The organism is Chryseobacterium sp. KBW03 (genome assembly GCF_003852415.1).
In the GTDB taxonomy this organism is placed as follows: Bacteria; Bacteroidota; Bacteroidia; order Flavobacteriales; family Weeksellaceae; genus Chryseobacterium; species Chryseobacterium viscerum.
The window spans coordinates 221530-244140 of the sequence record NZ_QAJO01000001.1 but is presented as its reverse complement, the minus strand read 5'-3'; the positions used below and the strand labels follow the sequence as shown (position 1 = coordinate 244140).

24 protein-coding genes and 1 tRNA gene are annotated in these 22611 nt (G+C 33.7%); 12 read left to right on the top strand and 13 right to left on the bottom strand.

Annotation, left to right across the window (positions count from 1 at the left end):
• The first annotated feature begins 81 nt into the window (after positions 1–81).
• From DBR39_RS00990 to DBR39_RS00955, 8 genes are all read left to right on the top strand, one after another.
• A complete protein-coding gene (locus tag DBR39_RS00990; protein ID WP_124530457.1) occupies positions 82–1176 on the top strand; it encodes a DUF2931 family protein in 1095 nt (364 codons plus the stop codon).
• A gap of 22 nt (positions 1177–1198) precedes the next feature.
• On the top strand, positions 1199–3028 hold the full coding sequence (locus DBR39_RS00985; RefSeq protein ID WP_124530456.1) for a phospholipase effector Tle1 domain-containing protein: 1830 nt from the start codon (positions 1199–1201) through the stop codon (positions 3026–3028).
• Positions 3025–3729, top strand: a complete 705-nt coding sequence (locus tag DBR39_RS00980; RefSeq protein ID WP_124530455.1) for a hypothetical protein — start codon at positions 3025–3027, stop codon at positions 3727–3729. The genes DBR39_RS00985 and DBR39_RS00980 overlap by 4 nt, the downstream gene beginning before the upstream one ends.
• Positions 3717–5132 (top strand): hypothetical protein, encoded by a 1416-nt coding sequence (locus tag DBR39_RS24435; RefSeq protein ID WP_228447733.1) that lies wholly within the window; start codon positions 3717–3719, stop codon positions 5130–5132. The genes DBR39_RS00980 and DBR39_RS24435 overlap by 13 nt, the downstream gene beginning before the upstream one ends.
• Complete coding sequence (locus tag DBR39_RS00970; RefSeq protein WP_124530454.1) at positions 5129–5563, top strand: hypothetical protein; 435 nt, start codon at positions 5129–5131, stop codon at positions 5561–5563. Before DBR39_RS24435 ends, DBR39_RS00970 begins: the two co-directional genes overlap by 4 nt.
• 67 nt (positions 5564–5630) lie before the next feature.
• Positions 5631–6470, top strand: a complete 840-nt coding sequence (locus DBR39_RS00965; protein WP_124530453.1) for a tetratricopeptide repeat protein — start codon at positions 5631–5633, stop codon at positions 6468–6470.
• A gap of 110 nt (positions 6471–6580) precedes the next feature.
• Positions 6581–7153 carry a hypothetical protein gene (locus tag DBR39_RS00960; RefSeq protein WP_124530452.1) on the top strand — a complete coding sequence of 191 codons (573 nt, stop codon included), beginning with the start codon at positions 6581–6583 and terminating at the stop codon, positions 7151–7153.
• 160 nt (positions 7154–7313) lie between these two features.
• Complete coding sequence (locus tag DBR39_RS00955) at positions 7314–9032, top strand: S41 family peptidase (protein WP_124530451.1); 1719 nt, start codon at positions 7314–7316, stop codon at positions 9030–9032.
• Between the two features lie 176 nt (positions 9033–9208).
• Here the strand turns inward: DBR39_RS00955 and DBR39_RS00950 are convergent, their stop codons facing one another.
• Positions 9209–10612 carry a hypothetical protein gene (locus DBR39_RS00950; protein ID WP_124530450.1) on the bottom strand — a complete coding sequence of 468 codons (1404 nt, stop codon included), beginning with the start codon at positions 10610–10612 and terminating at the stop codon, positions 9209–9211.
• Between the two features lie 653 nt (positions 10613–11265).
• Between DBR39_RS00950 and DBR39_RS00945 the strand changes: the two genes are divergently transcribed.
• Complete coding sequence (locus DBR39_RS00945) at positions 11266–12678, top strand: hypothetical protein (RefSeq protein WP_124530449.1); 1413 nt, start codon at positions 11266–11268, stop codon at positions 12676–12678.
• Between the two features lie 254 nt (positions 12679–12932).
• Here DBR39_RS00945 and DBR39_RS00940 read toward each other — a convergent pair whose 3' ends face one another.
• From DBR39_RS00940 to DBR39_RS00930, 3 genes are all read right to left on the bottom strand, one after another.
• On the bottom strand, positions 12933–13430 hold the full coding sequence (locus tag DBR39_RS00940) for a hypothetical protein (RefSeq protein WP_124530448.1): 498 nt from the start codon (positions 13428–13430) through the stop codon (positions 12933–12935).
• A 180-nt stretch (positions 13431–13610) separates the two neighbouring features.
• Positions 13611–13690 (bottom strand) — tRNA-Leu (locus DBR39_RS00935).
• Between the two features lie 93 nt (positions 13691–13783).
• Positions 13784–14551, bottom strand: a complete 768-nt coding sequence (locus tag DBR39_RS00930) for an MBL fold metallo-hydrolase (RefSeq protein ID WP_124530447.1) — start codon at positions 14549–14551, stop codon at positions 13784–13786.
• A 54-nt stretch (positions 14552–14605) separates the two neighbouring features.
• Between DBR39_RS00930 and DBR39_RS00925 the strand changes: the two genes are divergently transcribed.
• The gene (locus DBR39_RS00925; RefSeq protein WP_109738820.1) at positions 14606–16033 is read left to right on the top strand and encodes a nicotinate-nucleotide adenylyltransferase; all 1428 of its coding nucleotides are present in this window, start codon (positions 14606–14608) and stop codon (positions 16031–16033) included.
• 12 nt (positions 16034–16045) lie between these two features.
• Positions 16046–16495 carry a GAF domain-containing protein gene (locus DBR39_RS00920; protein ID WP_124530446.1) on the top strand — a complete coding sequence of 150 codons (450 nt, stop codon included), beginning with the start codon at positions 16046–16048 and terminating at the stop codon, positions 16493–16495.
• Positions 16496–16604: 109 nt separating this feature from the next.
• On the opposite strand, the gene DBR39_RS00915 is transcribed toward DBR39_RS00920, so the two are convergent.
• The 8 genes from DBR39_RS00915 to DBR39_RS00895 form a co-directional block, all read right to left on the bottom strand.
• A complete protein-coding gene (locus DBR39_RS00915) occupies positions 16605–17072 on the bottom strand; it encodes a cupin domain-containing protein (RefSeq protein ID WP_124530445.1) in 468 nt (155 codons plus the stop codon).
• Positions 17073–17325: 253 nt separating this feature from the next.
• Complete coding sequence (locus DBR39_RS00910) at positions 17326–18063, bottom strand: ABC transporter substrate-binding protein (protein WP_124530444.1); 738 nt, start codon at positions 18061–18063, stop codon at positions 17326–17328.
• A 26-nt stretch (positions 18064–18089) separates the two neighbouring features.
• The gene (gene mgtE / locus DBR39_RS00905) at positions 18090–19412 is read right to left on the bottom strand and encodes a magnesium transporter (protein WP_124530443.1); all 1323 of its coding nucleotides are present in this window, start codon (positions 19410–19412) and stop codon (positions 18090–18092) included.
• Between the two features lie 164 nt (positions 19413–19576).
• The gene (locus DBR39_RS00900) at positions 19577–19738 is read right to left on the bottom strand and encodes a protein with bacteriocin-type signal sequence (protein WP_124530442.1); all 162 of its coding nucleotides are present in this window, start codon (positions 19736–19738) and stop codon (positions 19577–19579) included.
• 19 nt (positions 19739–19757) lie between these two features.
• Entirely contained in the window at positions 19758–19907 is a 150-nt protein-coding gene (locus DBR39_RS24115; protein WP_185147106.1) for a bacteriocin-like protein, read from the bottom strand.
• 147 nt (positions 19908–20054) lie between these two features.
• Positions 20055–20201 carry a bacteriocin-like protein gene (locus DBR39_RS24565; RefSeq protein WP_410494243.1) on the bottom strand — a complete coding sequence of 49 codons (147 nt, stop codon included), beginning with the start codon at positions 20199–20201 and terminating at the stop codon, positions 20055–20057.
• Between the two features lie 30 nt (positions 20202–20231).
• Positions 20232–20372, bottom strand: a complete 141-nt coding sequence (locus DBR39_RS24110) for a bacteriocin-like protein (RefSeq protein WP_185147105.1) — start codon at positions 20370–20372, stop codon at positions 20232–20234.
• A gap of 507 nt (positions 20373–20879) precedes the next feature.
• Entirely contained in the window at positions 20880–21428 is a 549-nt protein-coding gene (locus DBR39_RS00895) for a pyruvate decarboxylase (RefSeq protein ID WP_124530441.1), read from the bottom strand.
• 173 nt (positions 21429–21601) lie between these two features.
• On the opposite strand from DBR39_RS00895, the gene rpsO reads away from it, so the two are divergent.
• Complete coding sequence (gene rpsO / locus DBR39_RS00890; protein WP_034692246.1) at positions 21602–21871, top strand: 30S ribosomal protein S15; 270 nt, start codon at positions 21602–21604, stop codon at positions 21869–21871.
• A gap of 296 nt (positions 21872–22167) precedes the next feature.
• Here the strand turns inward: rpsO and DBR39_RS00885 are convergent, their stop codons facing one another.
• Complete coding sequence (locus DBR39_RS00885) at positions 22168–22533, bottom strand: DUF4260 domain-containing protein (protein ID WP_124530440.1); 366 nt, start codon at positions 22531–22533, stop codon at positions 22168–22170.
• Positions 22534–22611: the final 78 nt, after the last annotated feature.

Here is a 22611-nt window from a genome sequence, read left to right as displayed (position 1 = left end):
CGCTGATTTCCCTTTTTTCATCTTTATTAGCGATGTAGGAGTAATGATCCGTAATTTTTTTAAGGTTGTAAGATATTAATAATGAATAAAATAATAAAATACCTGTTAAGCTTTTTATTTTTCACCCAGATCTCGTGTCAGGAAAAGAAAGAACATCAAAAAACTAAAACTATGACAAAATACGAATGGACCGAAGGAACTTCTGCCCCCTTAGGATATCCTATGGAAGTATACAAAGGAGGAATAGAGTGTGAAGGCGGAGAATGGGTAGGATTAAGTTTTGGGATAGTACCTGGAAATCATGGTTGGGGATCCATTAATAATGGTATGAGCAACGGCTTCAAAAGCTTGCCAAAGCGGTTAGATTTTATCTGGATGTCTTATATGGAAAATCAGTTTTACCAGATAGATGCCGATATTGATACCGCAATGATAAGAAAATATTTTAGCAAAGGATTTGAAATAAAAGGAGCGAGCGGAAAAGGACAACATTTAAACTACGATGTTATTTCTGTAGGTATGGCACCCGGAGGAGTGGTCGTTGTTTGGGTGGCAGGAATTGGGTGGCAAAAAGAAATAGGGAGGTATCAGGGTAAAAAAGTAACCATTCCGGAATCAGAAATTGCTAAGCTCGACAGCCATGAAAACCGATTTTGGCGTAAAGATTATTTGGAAATGATACATACAAGAGAACAGATTATTCCAAAAAAGATACAGGAAGAAAACAAAGGAAAGCCTATACCATTGGGTTTATGGGATGTTTATAGAACAAGGTTTAGTTGGAAAGCTGTTTTTGAACTCCCGGAAAATGCAAAATTAAACCCGCTAAGAGATGTTGGGATTACTATGATAAATGGCGAAAAAGAACAATTTGATGCTGCAAAAAATCCTTTGTCAGACTATGATTTTAGAACAATCCCAGGTTCAATCTCAATGTCAGTATTAGATAAAGATAATAATAGATACGGAGCAGCATGTAACTTGGACGAAAAATCCAGCTTTGACGCTTTTAACAGTGTTTTTGGAGATAATCCCAAAAGTACCAAAGCAGAATTAGTCATAAAAGTGAATGAGGCGTTTAGCTTTTTTACGGTAAAGCTAAAAGGTGAAAATGGGAAAGAAGCTTTTATTAAGACTGATAAATTAGAAATATTTAAGTCGAAAAAGAAAAATTAAGAGAAGCCTCAAATTTAGGATTATGGGAAAAACATTTGTGTACAATACTGGAAATTATGCACCTCCTATTGACGAACTGCATTTGGAGGTAGGTGTTTTCTTTGACGGAACTTTGAATAATCTTAAAAATACTGAGCTCCGTCAAAAATATAAAGATGGCAAAAACAAAATTGAAAGCACGGATTCTGAAGAGGAAGTTTTACGAAAAGAAAAAGCAATAGAAGATACGACTGAAAAACAGGAGGATGAGTATGATGATTTAGATGATAAAAAAAAACCAGATGCCGGTTCCGAATATGAACAGTATCTTAAAGGGATTCACAGGAGCCGCTTAGATAAAATGGGGGTTGATAATAGTTTTAGCAACGACTTTACCAATGTTGCCAGATTGTATAAGTGTTGTGAACAGACGAATTATGCTATTTATATAGAAGGTATTGGGACGCTGGATAACCGCAGAGATGTAGATGACGGCTTCCAATATGGATCTGGTATAACAGGGGTAAGGGGAAAAGTAAGAAAAGGATGTGAAAAGCTGGCGGATAGAATTAAAGTAATAATCAGAGATAGTTTAAATGCGGATAAACAATTCACAAAAATATATATAGATACTTTCGGATTCAGCCGTGGAGCTGCAGCCGCAAGGAATTTTGCTTACGAAATCAATGGTAAAAAAAGAACAGTAGATGTTGAGATAAAAAAATCCCGAAAGATAGTAGGATATACTCAGATGGATTCTTCCGAAGGGCCGATTACAATTCCCGAATATGGAGATATGTGGATAGATAAGGATAAAATAGAGGTAGATCCTAATTATCTTGTTGATGGAAAGCTTCCGAAATTTGGTTTTCTGGGGTATTATCTTTTAAGCAAAGATGTAGTGACCAAAGAAGAATTGGAAGAGTTAGAGCTGTATGTCCGTTTTATTGGAGCGTATGATACCGTATCTTCTTATGAAGAATATGGTGATATGGGAGGATTGAGACGTGTGGGATGGGAAGGAATGAAGCATTCTACGTTAGGATCTAGTTACAATTTCGGAGATGATGTAGAACAGCTACAGTTGCTGAATCCTGGACCTTATTCCAGAGCAGTTCACTTTACAGCAGGCAATGAACATCGGGAAAATTTCTCATTAACCAGATTTCCGGGCAGTATTGAAAAAGAATTTCCGGGAGTACATTGTGATATCGGCGGAGCTTATGAAAGCGGAAAAGAAACAGTAGATGAAATAGAAACGTCTAATCATAAACCCGTGTGGTTCTTAAACAAGCGCAGACAGCAGTTGATTGATGAACATTGGTATAATGAGGACCAAATTGAAATTAATAATAGTTTCCTCAATGTTATTACGATGGGAAGTGTATACCGTAAAATTACAGGAATCCGTTTCCTGAGGAAAGAATACAGCTATATTCCGCTTCATTTCATGGAAGAACAAGGTAAAGACCATTATGACCATCAGATGATTGCAAAAACAGAAATAAGCTATTCTATAGAACACGACCAATATCTGCCTTCAGCAAAAGATCTTTTGCATCATTATGTCTTTGAAAATGGTAAAAAATGGAATTTTAAAACAGACGAAGTAGTTGAAAAAGAAAAACAGGAAAGGGCAAGAGAAAGATTAGAAAATCCAGAGCCGGTACAAGCGCCAATACCCGATGAAGTGATTGATAAAGACGGTAATAAAATTAAAACAAAAACGCTACAGGAGGTTGTGGTTACCGCCTATCATCCTCAGACCTTATTGAGAATTATGCGTAACAAATATCTTCATTGGTCGGCAAACAGAGACTGGATGGGAATGGATCCCAATAGTAATTATGAAAGAATAATATATCCGGAATGATGTTTACTCTATTGGAAAATCTTCATCAGAAAATATATAGGCTTGAAACCATTGTAAAGGAACAAAGAAATCGGGTTTATGCCATTACAAAAAGTTATGCCCGACAGATTGAAGTGTATTATCTTGGAAAAGCTAAAGAAGAATATAAATTTCAGATTCTGGCTGTAGACTTCGATTTTTCGGATAGCGATACTGCCATGGGGAAATTTATAAAAAAAATAAGCTATCTGTTTGATGAACTGGAATGCAGAGTTGATAACGAAGGGAACATTACCGCAGTAGATAATCTGCTTTTCCTGCGGTTAAGATGGGGCAAAATTCAGTCTGAATTATCAAAAACGCATAAAGGGGAAGCTATAGATAATTATTTCAATCAGATCAGCAGCATATTAGAAGATGAAACAAAACTAATTGATTTTCTGACAGGTTATAATATGTTCGGTTTGCTCTTCAATGGTTTGCTGGAGTCATTCGATACCAAAAGAAAAAGAATATCTCCGGACGGATTTACAGAGATCATGACTCCTGAAAAGGATGGAGAGAAAATGATTTTAAAAGTCTCTGCCCAAAATCTGGAACAATCAGAAATTGATGATTTCAAAGGAATATTTATCTGCAAAGGAAACCAATATGAAGAAGGTTTTATAGAAATAAAGAAACAAAATTTTCATTTAAAACATTCATTATTATGGATAGGTTAAATAACGAAGGAGAAGGAAATGCTCCGGAAACTCAAACTCAAAATACAGCACAGGATACTGACAAAATGAAGGCTGATAATAAGCAGAAGATGGAGGAGAAGCGTGCTGAAAATGAAGAAAAAGATAATAAAGACGAAGGTTTATTATTGGCAATAGACGGTGCCAGAATAAAATTCAATGCCCATTTGGGAAAATTTAAAGTATTAAATAATGTACCGACAACACAGGATAAGCTTACAGGAACTATAGTAGAAAAACAAATACCCAATTTTATCTTTGATGATGGTTTTCAGATGATTTCCCTTACAGAGTGGCAGGATTTTGGAACTGCAAAAGTTCAGGAAAACTATCTGCTGCTAAAAAAGTCTACTTTACCAGGAACAGGTAAAATGCCGGGAAATATACCACCCGAAACAGGCAAAATAGAATTTGTAACCTCCGGGCAGGTAAATGCTCCGGAAAGTATTGATCCGAAGGGGGCGCCGGTGCCAGAGCAGAAGGAGAAACAAACTTGTGGAATTCAGTATAGGAATGATATTACTTGTGTAAAGTATGGGGCTAAAAATCCTGTGTATGGACCGCTATATAGTGGTTCTTTAAAATTAGCTTCTTATAAAAGTTGGAGCAAAATTGTTTCTTCAGGTAAAGTAAGTTTAGAAGAAAAGGAAATAATTTTAGCAATGTCTGAAAATGAAGGAAATATGGATGCCGTACAATCTTATGATAGTGAAATTTTAACAGCTGGAGCTATGCAGAAGACAATAAATCCACAAGGTTATGGAGAATTGTCGATACAACTATGGGAATTTAAACAAAGCTATCCTGATAAATTTAAAGAACTTTTTGAAAACTGTGGATGGACAGTAAAAGAAATAGAAATTCCTCAGAAAAATAAGACAATTATAAAGAAATATCAATCTCATTATAATGATAAAACAGGGAAAGATTTAAAAGCACTAATACGAAAAGGTTTTGAAGCAAAAAAAAATAAACAAAAAGTTATTTGCTCACCTATGGAGCCTTTTATTAATGCTTGTAAGGATGATGATTTTCAAGAGAAGCAGATTGTAGATTTTATTAAAAGGTTAAATATCGCAATCAATAAAAAGCCTACAGGATATTCTAATAATATAAAGGATTTTGTAAAATCAAAATTAGGAAAGGCTACTGTCTTAGATCATGATGTTAATAGACCAGGACATGTTTCTGATTGTTTTAGAGATGCTTTAAATCAATTTTTTGCCAAAAATAAAAAAATATCGAAAAATCCGGAAGATTGGAAAGAAAATCATGCTATCTACGAAAAAGAAGTTTTAGAAATTTACGGACCTCTTCGTGGAAAGGGTAATTATACAATGACTGATGCATCTGGAAGATATACAAAATTAAAAACAAGACTATGAAAAAAGTTCTGATAGTACTTCTATTATTAATCAATTATACAATTTATTCACAGACGAAAAAAGATTTACCACTTATTTCCATTTCAAGTTGTTGCAAATTAGGGTTTAATGCGTATGATAAAGAATTCAATATGTATCAAAATCCTTTTATTCTGAAAGGCGGTAAGAAATATAAAATACGAGGTTATGATAATGCCAATTATTCCGGAGCTAAAATTTTAAGCACATCACCTAATAAAAGATTTATAGTTATGGATTATATTTCTAAGGGATATGTGGATGATGGAACCAATAAAACATTATATGAGAACTATTTATGTGTTATTGTTGATGTTGTGAATAGAAAAGTTGTGATGGAACTACAAACAGATTGTGGTGGGAAATGGGATAAAAAAAATAGATGGATTAATGATGGTAAGGTGATATTTTGATGAAATTCTATTTGTATCAATGTTAACAGAAGGGATGCTTTTGATAGAACTGTTAAAATATTTAAAGATGATAAATAAAATTTCTTTATTAACCCTACTTTTAGGGATAAGTTGTAATTCCCAAACATCTCAATTAGAGTCATTGTTACAATCAAATGAAATTGCAGCTCAACTTCATAATGATTTTAACAATGATGGTACTCGTGATGATTTATATGTTTTAACATTAAAGAATGCTAAAGATATAAAAGAGACTGGTGAACTTACCCAAAGAAAGCTAATTATTGTTTTTAATAATAAAAATAATACCGAACTATCTACTTATGAAAGTGATACTATTTTTCCATGCAAAGAGTGCAGCGGTAAATCTGATGTGAATATTGACAATCTGAAGTTTGAAAATAATTTACTTTCTTACACAACCTGTATTGCTCCTTTTGCTTCTAATAAATATTCTGTTATTGATTTTACATTAAAATATTCAAAAAATACCTTTAATCTCTTTAAATATAAAGAGAACTATTTTTCAGTTGAAGCAGACAATAATGCATCAATACTATTAGATGCTAAAGATGTTTCTAAGACAAAATTTAGTTACTATGACTGGGTTGCGGATAAAAGCTGGTTGGATTATATCATTATTTCAACTAATAACATTGCTAAAATAAATGATTTTGCCTTTAATCTTGAAAGTATTAATCCTTCGGTATCAATTAATGTGCTTCAAAAGATAATTCAAAAGTATCCAGATCGAGTCGTAGCATATCTTAATATTGCAAATAGTTATTGGAGTACAGGTAAAAAAGAAAAGGCTATAGAAAATTATAAAACATATATTTCTTTAATGAAATCTCAAAAGAAAGATCTTAACAAAATTCCAAAATATGTTGGGGAAAGAATAAAATGATAAAATACCTATTCAATATATTATTTATTTTTTTGTTTAGCCTATCTTCATATGCTCAGCATGTCTCTGTTTTAAAAGATTCGGTCTGTATTTCTAAAGAATGCTTTGAGTTGCAGGAATTAAAAATAGACACTAAGAGTACCGGGATTTATAAGAAAATTCAGAAAAGCTATGACCTTTTTAATGGTACTTTTTTCAACAGTCCAGAGAAAAGATTGAATGCAAAAAAAGATACTTTAAAAAACTTAATTTCAACAAACTCGTTACGGGAAAACCAATTTGGATTTGAAAAATATAAGATTTTTTTGAATAAAAATGGATTGCTGAACATATCGGTACACATTCAGTCTTATGGTTCCCCGTGGGAAGATACCATCTATTATTTCTTTGATGAAAAGAATGATACAGAAGTTGGAGAAAACTTATTCATAAACAAAAAGATACTTCTGCAGCTGTGTCGTAAAAAAAATAAAGAAAATAATGACATGTCCTTTCTGATAAAGAATCTCAATCAATACAAAATGGATACAGGGGCAACAGGGAATATAACGGGTATAGACTTTATTTTTTATGATCAGAAAAATAGAACCAATAGCGGTTATCCTGGATATTCAGTTTATTTCACATGGAAAGAAATTGAGAAATTTATTGCACCACAATATAGAAAGAGATTGATACAATAATAATATCAAGCGAGAATAGTACAAAAAAGATGAAAAAAATTTCCATAAAATTAAACTCAAAAAGACTATAAAGCCTTTTAATACTGTTTTCTTTTAAAATTCAAACTAAATGTTAAAAATATTCTTTTAAAAGTGTATTTTACATCACAAATTCAAGTAAATGAAGAATGTTTTTATAGTGTTTTTTGTGATGGCTATTCATTCGACGATATATGCCCAAAAGGAAAATTACACCTATTTTATGAAGACCTGGAATTTCATAAAATATTATCACCCTGACGTTGCTGGTGGCAAAAAGGATGCTGACAGTCTGTTTTTGGAAACTGTCGGGAAAGTGAACGAAAAAACAAATGAAAATTCAATCATTAATCTTTTGTCAGGAGGCTTGAATAATAAGTTTTCCAGCACTCCAGTTACTGATAATCCAAAAGATATACTGTCTGTCAATCAAAACTTCAAATGGTATCAAAAAAATAAAAAGATCAGTCCGGAAAATAGGACATTATTGAATGATATCTACCATCATAGGTTCATTGCTGAGGTTGAAAAGAAAGATAAAATAGCTGATTCTAAAACAAACGAATTCAAAAAAGATGAAAATCTGCCATTAGCATACCGCTTGCTGGCATTAGCAAAGCTACAGGGAACTATTGACTATTTGTATCCCCACAAATATCTGATGGATAAAAATGCTGAATCTTATTTCTCGGATTTGGTGGATCAGACTATCCGTTGTACTTCAAGAAAAGATTTTGAGATCATTTTGGCAAAAGTAGTTTCTAAAATGGAAGACACCCATTCTTTCAGATTTTATGATCAGCTGAATTATAAAAATGCAATTTTCCACCGGTTATATTTTCCTCCTTTCGATTATGTGCTGATGGATGATCATGTATTGGTTACCCAGCTTATTTTACCAGAAATCTGTTCCAAAGCGAATATCCACGTGGGAGATAGAATAACGAAGGTCAATGGTAAAAGCATCCGTGAGATTATTAAAGAAAAAAGAGAACTATTTTCCACGTCCAACCCTGAAACGTTTTTGTATCTGATTTCGGATTTTCAGAAAAACCTGATCTGGCCTGATGATCTGGCTCGTAAAAATTTAGAGATACAGTCAAAGGGTAATAAAACCCATCTTGCAGACACAGAGTTTGTTAATTTTTCAGATAAACAACAGCGAGCCATTGTGACGGAATATATTCAGAACAAAATCCGTTTGCAGCAGCAGTATAAAATAGAGCATAAAGATATTGCCTACTTTAAAATCCATGATGTTTTTGCTTTCACCAATAATATTCCTGATGATAAGCTGGATGAGCATATGGATTCTATTTTCAAAGAAGCATCATCAAAAAAGGCTATTGTTTTTGATATGAGAGGATATCCGGACTGGGGCGGTTTTGTATTTCATTATGTTTACAAGTATTTCTCCCCTGTGGAAAACCGTTTTGGAAAATACTATAAACCCAATCCAAAAAATACTGGAACTTATATTCCCATCAGCTATGAAGAATTTGGAACTTACTATCCTGATCTTAAAAATAAAACAATTCATCCTTATAAAGGGAAAGTTTTTATGATTGTTAATCCTGAAACCTTAAGCATGAGTGAGTGGAATACTATGAACCTTCAGAATGTTTTTCCTCAGGCCAAAACTATTGGTCAAAGAACAGCAGGAGCAGATGGGGATATCAAAACGATAAAACTTCCCGGAGGCTATGATCTTGAATTTACGGGAAATGGTATTTTCTATTATGATGGCTCTCAAACCCAGAAAGTAGGAGTAAGAATCAATGAATATATAAAGTATTCTGATGATGATATTATTCAGAAAAGGGATCTTGAACTTGAGAGGGTTTTGAAAGGGCTTGACTAGAGAGACGAAGAATAAGAAAATTAAAAAGGATATTTCTGTTTACACAGATTATTTACATAAAAAAGTAAGAACACTTACAAAGCGCAAGTGTTCTTACTTTTTTATTTGTGTTGATAGAATTTTGCCTGATAAGAGGTAACAGGAACTTTTTTACCTGTTTTATTTAGCTTGAATGATTAATCAATACGAACTACAGTAATTGTAAAAGGAGCTAAAATATTCGTTGGATTTGGTGTTGCCCCGAAAGATAAGGCTTGAAATGAAAGAACCTGGCCTGCGTTCATTTTTACTAAAGTAGAATTAATACAGGTAACAAATGACGGAGCTCCGGTGACTTCAGGTAAAGTAACTTTGGTATTGGTAAATGATTGCTGAACTCCGTCCAAACTAATCTGGGCATATCCTAAATAGCCATCTCCATCATCTTCTGATGCTGCTCTTTGAGGATAATTAATGCTAAAATCAACCTTATACAATCCCGTAGCAGACGGTATGAAACTATTTCCCATCATCTCACTAAGATTGTCAAAATTTTTAGCTGAAGGGACCGTATTGGTAAAAGTATTGTTTGATGTAATCGATACTGTTCCGGTACCTCTTGCAGCACTGATGGTCGTTGAGTTTTGTAATTGTACAACACCGGTACCACTTATTGTTAAACTGCCTGTAGTTCCTGAAGCGGGCTGCAGCCCTTCAAGTCTTATAGGGTTTATAGCATTGATATGAAGTTTATTGGTTGCAGCGGAAGTCCCGATTCCAATATTTCCTGATATGGGATTGATTCTCATTCTTTCGACTAAACCTCCGCCAACAGAGTTTCCAATATAGAAATGCTCTTCTGAACCATTGGTGAGTGTTGCCCCTGTACGGACAGATCCTACTGCCCAATTGGCTCCTCCCGAGGAAGGCCCGTTATTGGTAAAACCAAGCAACGAATAATTTCCCGTAGCCAAAGGAGAAGTGTTTCTTAAAGCTACAATTCCATATTGGTTTGTTCCAGCTGTAGCATCAATCAGATTATATCGGTTTAAACTTGGGAGAGTAGAAACTACGTGAAACTTTGTCTGAGGGGCAGCAGTTCCTATCCCTATTCTGTCATTGGCCCCATCCACAGAAAACGTAGATCCGCCAACTGAAAAACCGTTAGTAGCCGTCGTAGTGAATGCCAGAGAATGGGCGTCTTGTGTCACCACTCTGTTTCCTGAAAGACTCCCGTCTATATTATAAAGGTTCATCGAAAAGGGAACCCATTGGAATCCTGTAAAATAGTAGTATCCAATATTATGAATACTGCCAACCTCTGCTACACTTGGGGGTGGGGGTACACCGATAGGATCAGTGATGTCTGTGATATAAACGAAGGCCCCTGTTTGTGCAATTCCGTAAGTTCCCGGATCCTTATCTGCTAACTGCTGTTTAGAAATTCTAGGAGGCAGGATACCATCTTTCATGCTTGTATTTGTAGATCCGGTAACATCTAAAGTGGCCTGTGGATTAGGTGTATTTATCCCTACCTGTGCATGTGCAATCACTGCTATGCTTGATAATGCAATCAGGGAATAAAGTTGTTTGATTTTCATGTCGCTGGTTATTTAGTTTTTAATTTTCTTGTAATTATTTTTAATTGAATTGTGTTTTTAGAAAATGTATTTCAGTAAGTATCTGTAAATCAAGGGTACAAATTTATTCTAATTTTGAAATTTATGCGATACGTAGAAATACTGCATTTTTATACAATAATATCTACAGAAGTATAATGGGAATAGAGTAGGATAAGAGAAGTTTTTGAGTTTTCCGTTTATGATGGCCAGCTGCCAAATTTGCGGAAACAGGATGTTGAATGTCATTATTTTACCTGAACTTTTGTAAAGGTGTAGCTTGTTTCATTGGTTCTGTTAAAGCAAGGGTGTGACTAAATAGTTGTTAATCAATCAATAAGCGTGAGTCTGTAAATCAAACAATCATTAAATAATTGTAAAAAAAAGTTATGAAAATATTACAGAGCAAAATTTCAGTTTAGGGCATTGTAATCCTATTTAATAGCAATGATCTTTTTGATCTCAATTGCTATAAGAAAAGATTCAGTTAAAATAAAAGCAGAAAAGCCGGGAGTAGATTATAAAGAACTTGACAAGGCTTTATTGGGAACTACAGAAAATAATTGAAATCTTTTTTGACAAAAATTAATTAAGTTGGTTAGAAAAGTTAATTTGCCAATTATAAAATGTAAGATATGGGAAAAGCACTTACAGTTCAAGAAATACAAATTAGAATTGATGAAAAAACACCGAATAGATTTCGAGTGGACGATACCTTTAAATCGGAAAAACGTATAAAAGTGAAAGTTTTTTGTTTTAAGCATAAAAAGCCTTTTTCGCAAGACTTAAGTAACTTTCTACATGAAAATGATGCTTGTCCGGATTGTGGTAAAGAAAGAAAAAGAGAAAAGGAGAAACCAGGGAAAATAAAAAAATTTCAAGAAAAAATTAATAGTAATAAACAGTATGAAGGTTTGTACTTTATTCGGGATATAATTTATAATGATGATGAAGAAAGAACTTATGCTCATGTTGAGTGTATTAAGCATGGCTTACTAGAAGAAAACATATTTAGAACAAAAGATCTGCATAGAAGAAAACCGTGTAAAGTATGCCAAGAGTTTAGATCTCCCAGAAAAACTGACGAAGAAATAATTTCAGAAATAAAAGAAAAAATTCAAAATTTTGAAAACTTCCCAATTCATAAAATTGAAAGAGGAAAAGGAAGAATATTTATTTTCTTTAGTTGCAAAACCCATATAAATCAAGGAATAAAGCCTAAACAATTTGATATTATCCAAAGTAAAACAAATACAATTCCTTGTGATAAATGCAGAAGTTTATTTTTAAAAAAATTAAAAATAAAACATACTGGAGAAGAATTTATAAAATTAGGGAAAGAGATTCATCCTGAATATCTTTATAACTTAACCGATATAAATAATGCCATTTTAGAGAACTTTAAAGAGATTCCTGTGATATGTCCGGAACATGGTGTTTTTTTTACAAGCTATGATCAGCATATTTATTCTAAAGGTGGCTTTTGTAAGGAATGTAAGAATAGTTCATATTATGAAAAAAAAATTGTAGAAATAATTTCACAAAAATACAAATTGGATCTTGTTAATAATATTGCTGTTTTTCCTAAATTAAAACACAAGAAAAAATTAAGACCAGACATTTACATTGAAAGTTTAAAATTACTTATTGAATATGATGGACTTTATCATTTTAAACCCAAACCCCCACATTATGATTTGAATAAATTTTTAGAAGCTGTAAAAAGAGATGAAATAAAGAACCGGTTTGCTAGAAAGGAAACCAAAAATCTTTTGAGAATTCCATATACTAAAAGAAATAAAATAGAAAATATTCTATCTGAGTGTATTAGTAAAATACAATCGGGGAAAAGTTTCTATAAAATACATTACATGCCATTTATTGTTTTTAAGAGAATTAAAATGATTAAAATAAGAAAAGAAAAATATGGAGTTTTAAAAAAATATTACTCGAAAATAAAAGAAAACCGTATTTTTTATCAGATCTGGATAAAACGACATATCAACAAGAAAAATAAGCTAACAAGATTTGGTACTCAGCTTTTCTGAAGCTACTAACTAAATCAATCGTTTTTTGAGACTTAGTTTTTATTCATATTAAACGGAAGAGGTATTGTCGAAGTATGGGATAAAAAATAAGTGGTAGTTCAATTTTCGAACAAATGAAGCCGATGCTTTTTAAGATTGCTAAAGTTAAATAAAACAGTATGAAATTAGAGGCATGTAAATGTTTCAAATAATTCAATTTTGTATTTAACCTCACATTTTGTCAATATACTGTTATCTGCAGTATTTTTTATTATTTAATTTTCGAATTTTATTGGTTCGCTCCATAGAATTTCATATTTTTTGTTTTTGACTTTTTCCCAGTAAGATTTAAAAGAATAATATTTATTTGGAAAAATAATTTTTTTGTATCCAATTTTGAAATAATTACTTTTTGAATTATGATTTTTTGTCACCAGTAATTTATATTTTTCAGAAGTGTTTTTTTCAAACTCTATATATACAGGAAAGTTAGAATCACATTTAAAAGTTTCAAACGAAAAATCATCGTTGTCAAGTATGAAGTTACTATTGTATGAGCAACTCATAATTCCATATAATTTATTATTACTTTTATTTTTTATAAATTGAATTTCGACTTCTTGGCCAATTTTTTCAGGATGGTATTCTTTTAAATATTGACTATTATTTCGATTTAAATTTATATTCACGGTTTTAATATCCATTTTTAATTCTGGTTTTTCTTTGCAAGAAAATATTAAAAATAACATCAATAAAAATAGTGGAAATCTCATTTGGAATAAGGGTTTTGTGATATTGCAGATAACTTTCAAATTTATGCATTTCGTAAAGCTATTTATGCTACTAATATAAAATTTATTTTGATTTATAAATTAGATAAAAAAAACAGCCACCCTTTTGACTACCCTAAAAAGAAAAACCTCTGAAAATCAAATGATTTCAGAGGCTTTTTGTACCCAGGACCGGGATCGAACCGGTACTCCTAAGAACTGGTGTTTGAGACCAGCGCGTCTACCAATTCCGCCACCTGGGCTTGATGTTTACTTCAAACGTGATGTTTGTTTCAAATTGGTGTGCAAATATATAAACTTTTTTCAATGTTCAAAAGCTTTTTGAAGAATTTTTTTTAAAAATTTAGTTCCAAACCATCGTAGGCAAGGTGCATTCCGGAAGGAAGCTCCTTATCTTCAACATCATGCAGTCCCAAATGATGGCTGATATGAGTAAGGAATAATTGCTTAGGTTTTAGTTCCTCAAACAGCCTGATCACATCCGGAAGGATAAAATGGGCAGGGTGGGGATCAAATTTCCTGATGCAGTTTAATATCAGGACATCCAGATTCTTCAGTTTTTCCTTTTCAGTTTCTGAAATAAAGCCGGCATCTGTGATGTAAGCAAGGTTTTTAAACTTATATCCGAAAACGGTAATTTTATAGTGAATCACCTCCACAGGGGTGATTTCTGTATCCAGAACCTGAAACGGTTTGTTTTCAATCTCATGAAGCTCAAAAGCAGGCGCTCCGGGATATCTTACATCAGCAAAGGCGTAAGGAAATCTGTTTTTTATTTCATGAGCAACTCTTGAATAGCAGTAGAGTGGAACATCTTTTCCACTTTTAAAAATCAATGGACGCATATCATCCAACCCGATTACATGGTCATTATGCTCATGAGTAATCAGCGCAATATCTACGTTATGTTCGTGGTTGGTAAGCATTTGCTGCCTGAAATCCGGACCACAGTCGATCAGTATTTTTTTATTTTCTTCCGTAGTTATCATCACGGAAGAGCGCAAACGTTTGTCTTTTGGATTTTCGGAAGTACATACTTCACATGTACAGCCTATAACGGGTACACCTTGAGAAGTACCAGTTCCTAAAAATTTCAACTTCATTTTCTTTTGAGGTTGGTTTAATTTTGGTAAATTTACGAAAAATTTCACGTCCTAATGTATCAGAAACTAACTCCTAAACAAAAAGCATTAACAATTAATCTAGATCCTGCTATTTATGGTACTTTCGCAGAAATTGGAGCAGGGCAGGAGACTGTTCGCCACTTTTTTAGAGCAGGGGGAGCTTCCGGTACGATTGCAAAGGCAATGTCTGCCTATGACAAGGATTTTAGTGATGCCATCTACGGAAAAGAAGTAAAAAACAGGTACGTTACCCAAAACAGGCTTCGCAAAATGCTTCGATATGAAGTCGCTTTGATTGAAGAGAGAATTTCCAGAGATAATAATCCTGATAGAAAATTCTTTTCTTACGCGAATACGGTAACCACAATCAATTTTGATAAAACTGTAAAAGGCCACGGCTGGGTAGGAATCCGTTTTCAGACCAAAGAAAATGAAGATTACAATGAGATCGTAATTCACGTAAAATTCAAAGAAAATGATGCTACCCTTCAGCAGGAAACTTTAGGAAACCTTGGGGTAAATCTTATTTTCGGTGCTTTCAATTACTTTGACAATCCAAGAACTTTAGTAGAATCTCTATACGACGATATTGCAAAAGACAACCTTGAAATTGATATGATAGACTTCAGCGGACCTGCTTTTGCCTATGTTGATAACAGACTGATGTCTCTTCAACTGGTAAAAAATGGAATGACTGATGCAGTGATCTTCAATTCAGAGGGGAATAATATGCTTCCGGCAGATGTTTTGTACAAGAAAAATATTTTCGCGGTAAGAGGAAGTTTCAGACCGGTAACGAAAGTAAACATTGATATGCTTAAAAATGGTATGGATATGTTTTTCAAAGATGCAATCTGTACTCATGAAGAAACAGAAGTCCTTATCGAAATCACGATTTCCAATCTGAGAGCAGACGGAGACATTGATGAAAGGGATTTCCTGGATAGAGTAGATATTTTAGGTAAATTGGGATACACGGTTATTATTTCAAATTTCTCTGAATACTACAGGCTGATCGATTATTTCGCTTCTTACACAAGTGGGGATATTGGAGTCGCAATGGGGGTAAATAACCTATTGATGGTATTTGACGAGAAATACTATAAAAACATGTCAGGAGGAATTCTTGAAGCATTCGGGAAGTTTTTCAGAAACGGAATGAGAGTGTATCTGTATCCTTATAAAGATCCTGAAACGCACCAGTTACTGGATTCTTCAAACCTGAAAGTAGAAGAAAATCTGAAAGAATTATACAAATATTTCAAACACAACAATCGTATTGTAGATATTACGAACTATAATCCGGAATTCCTGGAAATTTATTCCAGAGAAATACTGAGAAAAATAGCATGTTGTGTGAAAGGCTGGGAAAGCCAGGTTCCGGAAGGAGTTGCAGAAATGATCAAAGAGCGCGGAATGTTTGGATATAAAGAAGAACTTTCGTTAAAACAATTCTCTTAAAAAATATATACAATGTCAGAATTAAAGAAAAGACTTTCCTCAATTCTTGAAAGTCCTAAGCATAATACAGAAGAAAAACTTGAAAAAGTATGCCACCTGTTGGACCAGGAGATTTCTTACTTCAACTGGACAGGTTTCTATTTCAAAAACGGAGATAAAGATGAATTGATCTTAGGGCCTTACGTAGGAGCTCCTACCGATCATACCATTATCCCTTACGGAAAAGGAATTTGCGGTCAGGTTGCGGTTTCCAATGAAACATTCGTAGTTCCTGATGTGCATGAAGAAAGCAACTACTTAAGCTGTTCAATCGATACAAAAGCAGAAATAGTGGTTCCTATTTTTAAAGACGGAAAAAATATTGGTCAAATTGATATTGATTCTCATACAGTTGACCCATTCACCAGCGAAGATCGTGAATTGCTGGAATGGCTTTGTAAGGAAGTTTCCAAGATTTTGTAATTGAATTTCAATACGAATATAATATAGACTCCGGCTTTTATAGTCGGAGTTTTTTTGAGCATTGAAGCAGAATGTAGAGTTAGAAATTTCCAGCCTTACCCTTCATAGATTATGAATAATAAGTAGTAATAACAAACATAATTAAAGGCTCGTCTCCTGTATTTTCAATAGAATGATAGCCTATAGAATTGATAGCTGTAATATCTCCTTTCTGAAGAATTTTTTTTCGTATTGGCCCTTCAGTTCCGGTTCTTTCACGATATTCTCCGGTTCCATGCATGACCACGTACAGCTCTTGTTCATTTCTTTGATTGTGCGTGTGAAACCCGGATTCATCACCCTTATTCAATAAAACCATATAAGCTGCCAGGCGGTTATTAGCCAGTTCTTTCTGATCAAACATCTGTATCATATATACGGTTCCGTTTCCGCCATACATATTTTCACGTCTATCTATTTGTGTTATGGTCCGTTCATTCTTTTCAAACGCCATTACATAAAGGTGAATATATTTTGAGACTTCTTGTATAACGTGATCAAACTCTGCTCCTTCAGATAGTATAACCGTATCAGCCATGTGTATTAAATATTTAATGGATAAATAGTACAGATCAATGTACCAGAAATTTTACAATAACAAAATTAACGATTTTTGTGACAGAGACGCTATATAAAGGCAGCATTTACCATTCCATAGAATTTAAACGATTCTTATTTAAAATTTGAAAACCGAAAATTTTCAAAAACGTAAATGTATTTTTCAAGCAGTGGCCAGCAACTTAAAGATAACTAAGTTGTTGTAAAATATTTGTGTCTTTTGTGGTTAAAAATCAGAGCTGCATACGGTGTACCTCTGCCAGCAATTCTTTAAAGTAGTTCTCACATTTCGCAATATGCGTTCCATACCAGGAAAATGCCTCACCATCTACGATCATGATGTTTTTGTCAGGATAGAAAGCCTGCAGTTCTTCAATATGTTTTTCTTTAAATGGGAAGGGTTCGGAAGAAAGCATAATTACATCTGCATCTGCCAGATCTTCAGTGGTAATTTGAGGATAACGGGTTTTATCCTTAAAAATATTCTCGAAACCAATTTCTGATAAAATCTTATGAATAAAGGTATCTGAGCCAATTGTCATATAAGGATTCTTCCAGATAAGATAGGCTGCTTTGATAGGCGTGTCCAGTTTTGCCTGATTCAGGATATCATAAATTTTGAGATTGAAAAGTTGTGCTCTGTCTTCCTTTCCGAGAAGTTTTCCGAGATTTTTAAGCAGGTAATAATTGTCTTCAATTGTTTCCACATTGGTTACCATTACCTTAAAATCATCCATTAAAGCTTCCACCTGATCTTTTACATTTTCTTCCTTATTGGCAAGAATAAGATCCGGTTGCAGTGCTTTGATTTTCTCGATATTGATGTTTTTGGTCCCACCGATTACAGGTACATTTTTTATTTTATCCTGAGGATGAATACAGAATTTTGTTCTCCCGATGACTTCATTTTCAGTAAGTCCAAGGTCAAATAATGCCTCAGTAATAGAGGGTACAAGTGAAACGATTTTCATATTGGCATGTTAGATGATGCCTAAAATTACAAAAGTTTTCCCGTTAAGAAAAGTCCGGCTACAGAAAAGTAAATGATAAGTCCCGTAACGTCTACAAGAGTAGCTACAAAAGGAGCAGATGAAGTAGCAGGGTCTAGTTTTAATTTCTTTAAGATAAATGGAACCATCGACCCTGAAAGAGTTCCCCAGAGTACGATCAATACTAAAGAAACGGCTACACTTAGTCCTACATAAACCCAGTGGGCACCGTAACTGAAGAAGCCTGCCTCATGCCAGATCATGATTCTTAAGAAACCGATAATTCCCAAAATTCCTCCTAAAAACAATCCGGTGAAGATTTCTTTTTTCATGACATACCACCAGTCTTTTAAACCGATTTCCTGAAGTGCCATTGCTCTAATAATAAGCGTTGCAGCCTGTGAACCTGAGTTTCCACCACTGGAAATAATTAACGGAACAAATAGTGCCAACACTACTGCTTTTTGGATCTCGTCTTCGAAATATCCCATGGCTGATGCGGTGAGCATTTCGGAAAAGAATAATATAATAAGCCACATTCCTCTCTTCTTTACCATTTCGATAAGAGAAGTCTGGGTATACGGTAAATCTAAGGCTTCAAGACCCCCGAATTTCTGAATGTCTTCGGTGTTTTGCTGCTCAATCTGGTCAAGAATATCATCAATCGTTACAATCCCTACAAGAACTCCCGATTCTGTAATAATAGGAAGCGCTGAACGGTCATATTTTTCAAAATAAGTAACAGCGTCTTCTTTGGAAGTCATCGTGGTGATCGCCACAAAATGGTTGTCCATAAGATCGGACACTAAAGTATCTTCTTCGGCTAACAGTAAACTTCCTACAGCTAAATCATCAATCAGACGGTTTCTTTCATCCACCACATACAGATAGTTCATGGTTTCTACTCTTTTTCCTACCTTTTTGATTTGCTGAAGACATCTTTTTACCGTCCATTCCTTACGGATCTGAATATAATAAGGGGTCATCAGACGGGCAATAGAATCAGAGTTGTAGCCAAGAAGCTTTAAAGCAATTCTTCTTTCCTGCGGATTAAGATGATTGATGGAATACTTGATAAGCTCATCCGGGAAATCCTCAAAAAGAGCAGTCCTGTCATCCGGAGTCATTGCATTCAGAATTTCAGAAACTTCATCGCTTCCGATGCTTCTGATGGTATCTTCCTGGAAATCAGGATCAAGATGTGAAAAAACTTCTGCTTTGTACTCTTTCGGAACCTTCAGGAACGCGAGCAGCCTCTCGTCAGCATGAAGTTCGCTGAGAGTTTCGGCAATATCGGCAGGGTTAAAGATAAGTTCGTCTCTAGAATTCAAAACGTGAAATTTTTGGATATGCAAAAATAATTCAAATTTTTAAGACTAAGCCATAAAGTGGGAAATTTAAGGATTAATTAAAGTTTAGTCCTTCAGTATAAGGCCAAAAAAACACCCACCGAAGCGGATGTTAAAAAATTAAATTTTAAAATTCCAATATACTTTTAAATGGGTTCACATTCTGAAGTAGGAATAAATACACAGACGTTATTGGTACAGCAGAGATATGGACCGCAATCTTCATTGCTGCCGCATTTCTTTATTGCGCCCCCGTTAATTCCCTTTTGTTCCTGTCTGTTTAGCTTTTTAAGATTTGAATTTCTCATACTCATCAATATATTAAGATTAAGGCTCTATCATACAGTCATGATCAATACATTCTCCGTTACAGCAATATCCAACGGAGCAAGGTCTTGTTATGCTGCATCTGAATGGTCCGACACCCCCATTAATTTGTTTGGCAGATTCTCTGCTGAGTTTCTTTAAATGTTTCATATAATTTAGATTTAATGTTGAACTAAAATAATAAATATTTCTATATTACTCATCGTTTGGTGAAAATATTTTACCTTAAGTTGGTATTTTATTTAAAAATTAAATAAAAAACACCTATTAGAAATAGGTGTCTGTAATGATCATATATTATTCCAAAGGACAAGGATTTAAAACGCATATGTTATGACAGCATGATCCGCCCGGACATTGGTAATGTTCTGTACATTTTTTGAAAGGTCCGCTGCCTTTGATTTCTTTTTGCGCTTGTCTACTGATTTTTTTTAGATTTTTCATGTGATTTTATTTTAGAGTTAAGTGTTAAGTTTATTCAATACAGATGAATGGTGAGCAAATTCCATTACAGCACCATCCTACAGAACATGGATTGATATCACTGCATCTTTCAAAAGATCCGCCGTTAATTTGCTTTGCTTTTTCTCTACTGAGTTTCTTTAAATTTTTCATATGATTTAGTTTTAATGGTACACTAAAATAGTAAAAAATATTTAATAATTCCTTATTTGGTGAAAATATTTAACTATCAATCAGTTGTTTATAACGTTTTTTAATATAAAAAGCACCTGTTTATAAATAAAACAAGCGCTCAAATATTTAACATGAAAAGTGTTGTAATTCAGGACACGGATCATTTACACATACTCTATGAGAACATGATCAGCCTGCATATTCTAAAGAATTTGCATTTTTGAAAACGTATAATATTTCTTAAAATTCTTTCCGCTCAGTCTCTTTAAATTTGAATCCTCCTAACGAGCTAGATTTAATTATGAAACTAAGCTAATGAAAGTTTTTATATTATCGATCAATGGGTATATATTCTACAGGAAGTAGTCTATGAATGAATTATGAATTAGCCTGATATGCTCATTACTCTGCATCCCAAAATTCACGCTTCACTTGCGAAGTAAAACTGACCATTGAGAATCAAAGGTCCTATATTCAACTTTAAACTTAAAGCTCAGCTTCTGTTGGCTTCAGTTTTCTCAGTTTTTTGATGATCCCTTTTATAGCTCCTTCAGTTCCTATTTTAACAGAATTTACTGTAGATCCCAGTAAACGCATATTTTTTCTATAGGTATCATGATCCGTTTCAGTCACAAGATTTCCGTCAGCACCAAAAAGTTTCATACTGACCACTACCTGATTGGAGAAAACATATTTTCCAAAACCTACTTTGAAATATCTTACTTTGGAAACAATGGCAAAATCTGCGTCGTTATTGAGGCAGTAATCTACAATGGTCTGTTTGTCTATGCTGTCAAAGGGAACCTGAACTTCTGCCCGGAGCATTTTATTTCTTCTGCTGCTGAAATTATCAGTAATAACATCAAAGAATGCCGTGTTGGTAGGATCTTTTATCTCATCAACATCAGGCTCTACCTGGGGATTGAAGTAGAGAACTTTTTTTATTTTATCATCAGCAGATTTCTGAGCTTTTACCGAAGTAACGCCGATCAATAAAAAAGTAGCAACCGCTGTAAAGAATATAATTTTTTTCATTTGTAATTCGAATGCAAAATTACTGCCTTTTCGTTGGATTGCATATAATTTATTAAGAAATTTTTAACATTTTTTTCTATCAATTTTGATTTATGAAATCAATAATGTTTGCAGAATCAAAAAATAGTCGTAATTTTGCACCCGTTACATAATAATCATTAAACAATATTGGAATGTACTTAACAACAGACAAAAAGCAGGAAATTTTCGCAAAACACGGAAAATCTGCACAAGACACAGGAAGTGCTGAAGGACAAATCGCTCTTTTCACTTTCAGAATCAACCACTTATCTCAACACCTAAAGGCTAACCGTCACGATTTCAACACAGAGAGATCTCTAGTGAAATTGGTAGGTAAGAGAAAAAGTTTATTAGATTACCTTAAAAACAAGGATATCGCAAGATATAGAGCAATTATTGCTGAACTAGGTTTAAGAAAATAATCTATAAAGATTTTCAAAATAAAAAGCAACTTCAAAAGAGGTTGCTTTTTTGTTTTTGCAGTATGGGGAATCTTTAACCACAAAAGTCACAAAAGCTTTTTTAGAAACAACTAAATGCTTCAGAAGAGCACTTAAGTTCTTAAAAGTCTTTGATTTTCATGTGATATTAAAAGAATAGTATTGATGGGAATTACAATGATGACAATACTCGAACTGAAGGAGCGAAAATTCCCCTCTTCCGGAGGGGTGGCGAAAATTCAAAGAATTTTTGACGGGGTGGTTTTAACAGTCTGCAATTATAACTTCTCCACTTTCTTCTCAATCTTCCCCAAGTGCGTATTCTGAAAACTATCCGGATATTTCAATCCATAGCCTAATATTCTGTCAAAAGCAGAATGAGAAAATAATATCGCTCCAATCATTTGTAAATAGGGTAGAGAAAGAGCGGTTCCGGCAAGATAAACGATAATAGCTACTCCAAAATGATGGAAGACATTATAGGAAACAGCTCCAATTTTATTATTGACCGTATATCCCAACATGGAAATATCAGGAGCCAGAAAAAGTCCTGCAAACCACCACCATGAACATTCTGTTTGGGCAAAAGCATATATTCCTAACAATAGAAACGCTGCGTATTCAAGCTTTAATTGTATTTTCATTGTAATTGGGCTGGTCTATCCTTATTTTAATAGAAAGTTACACTATAAGATCGAAAAAAGCGGAATATTTTGAGATAT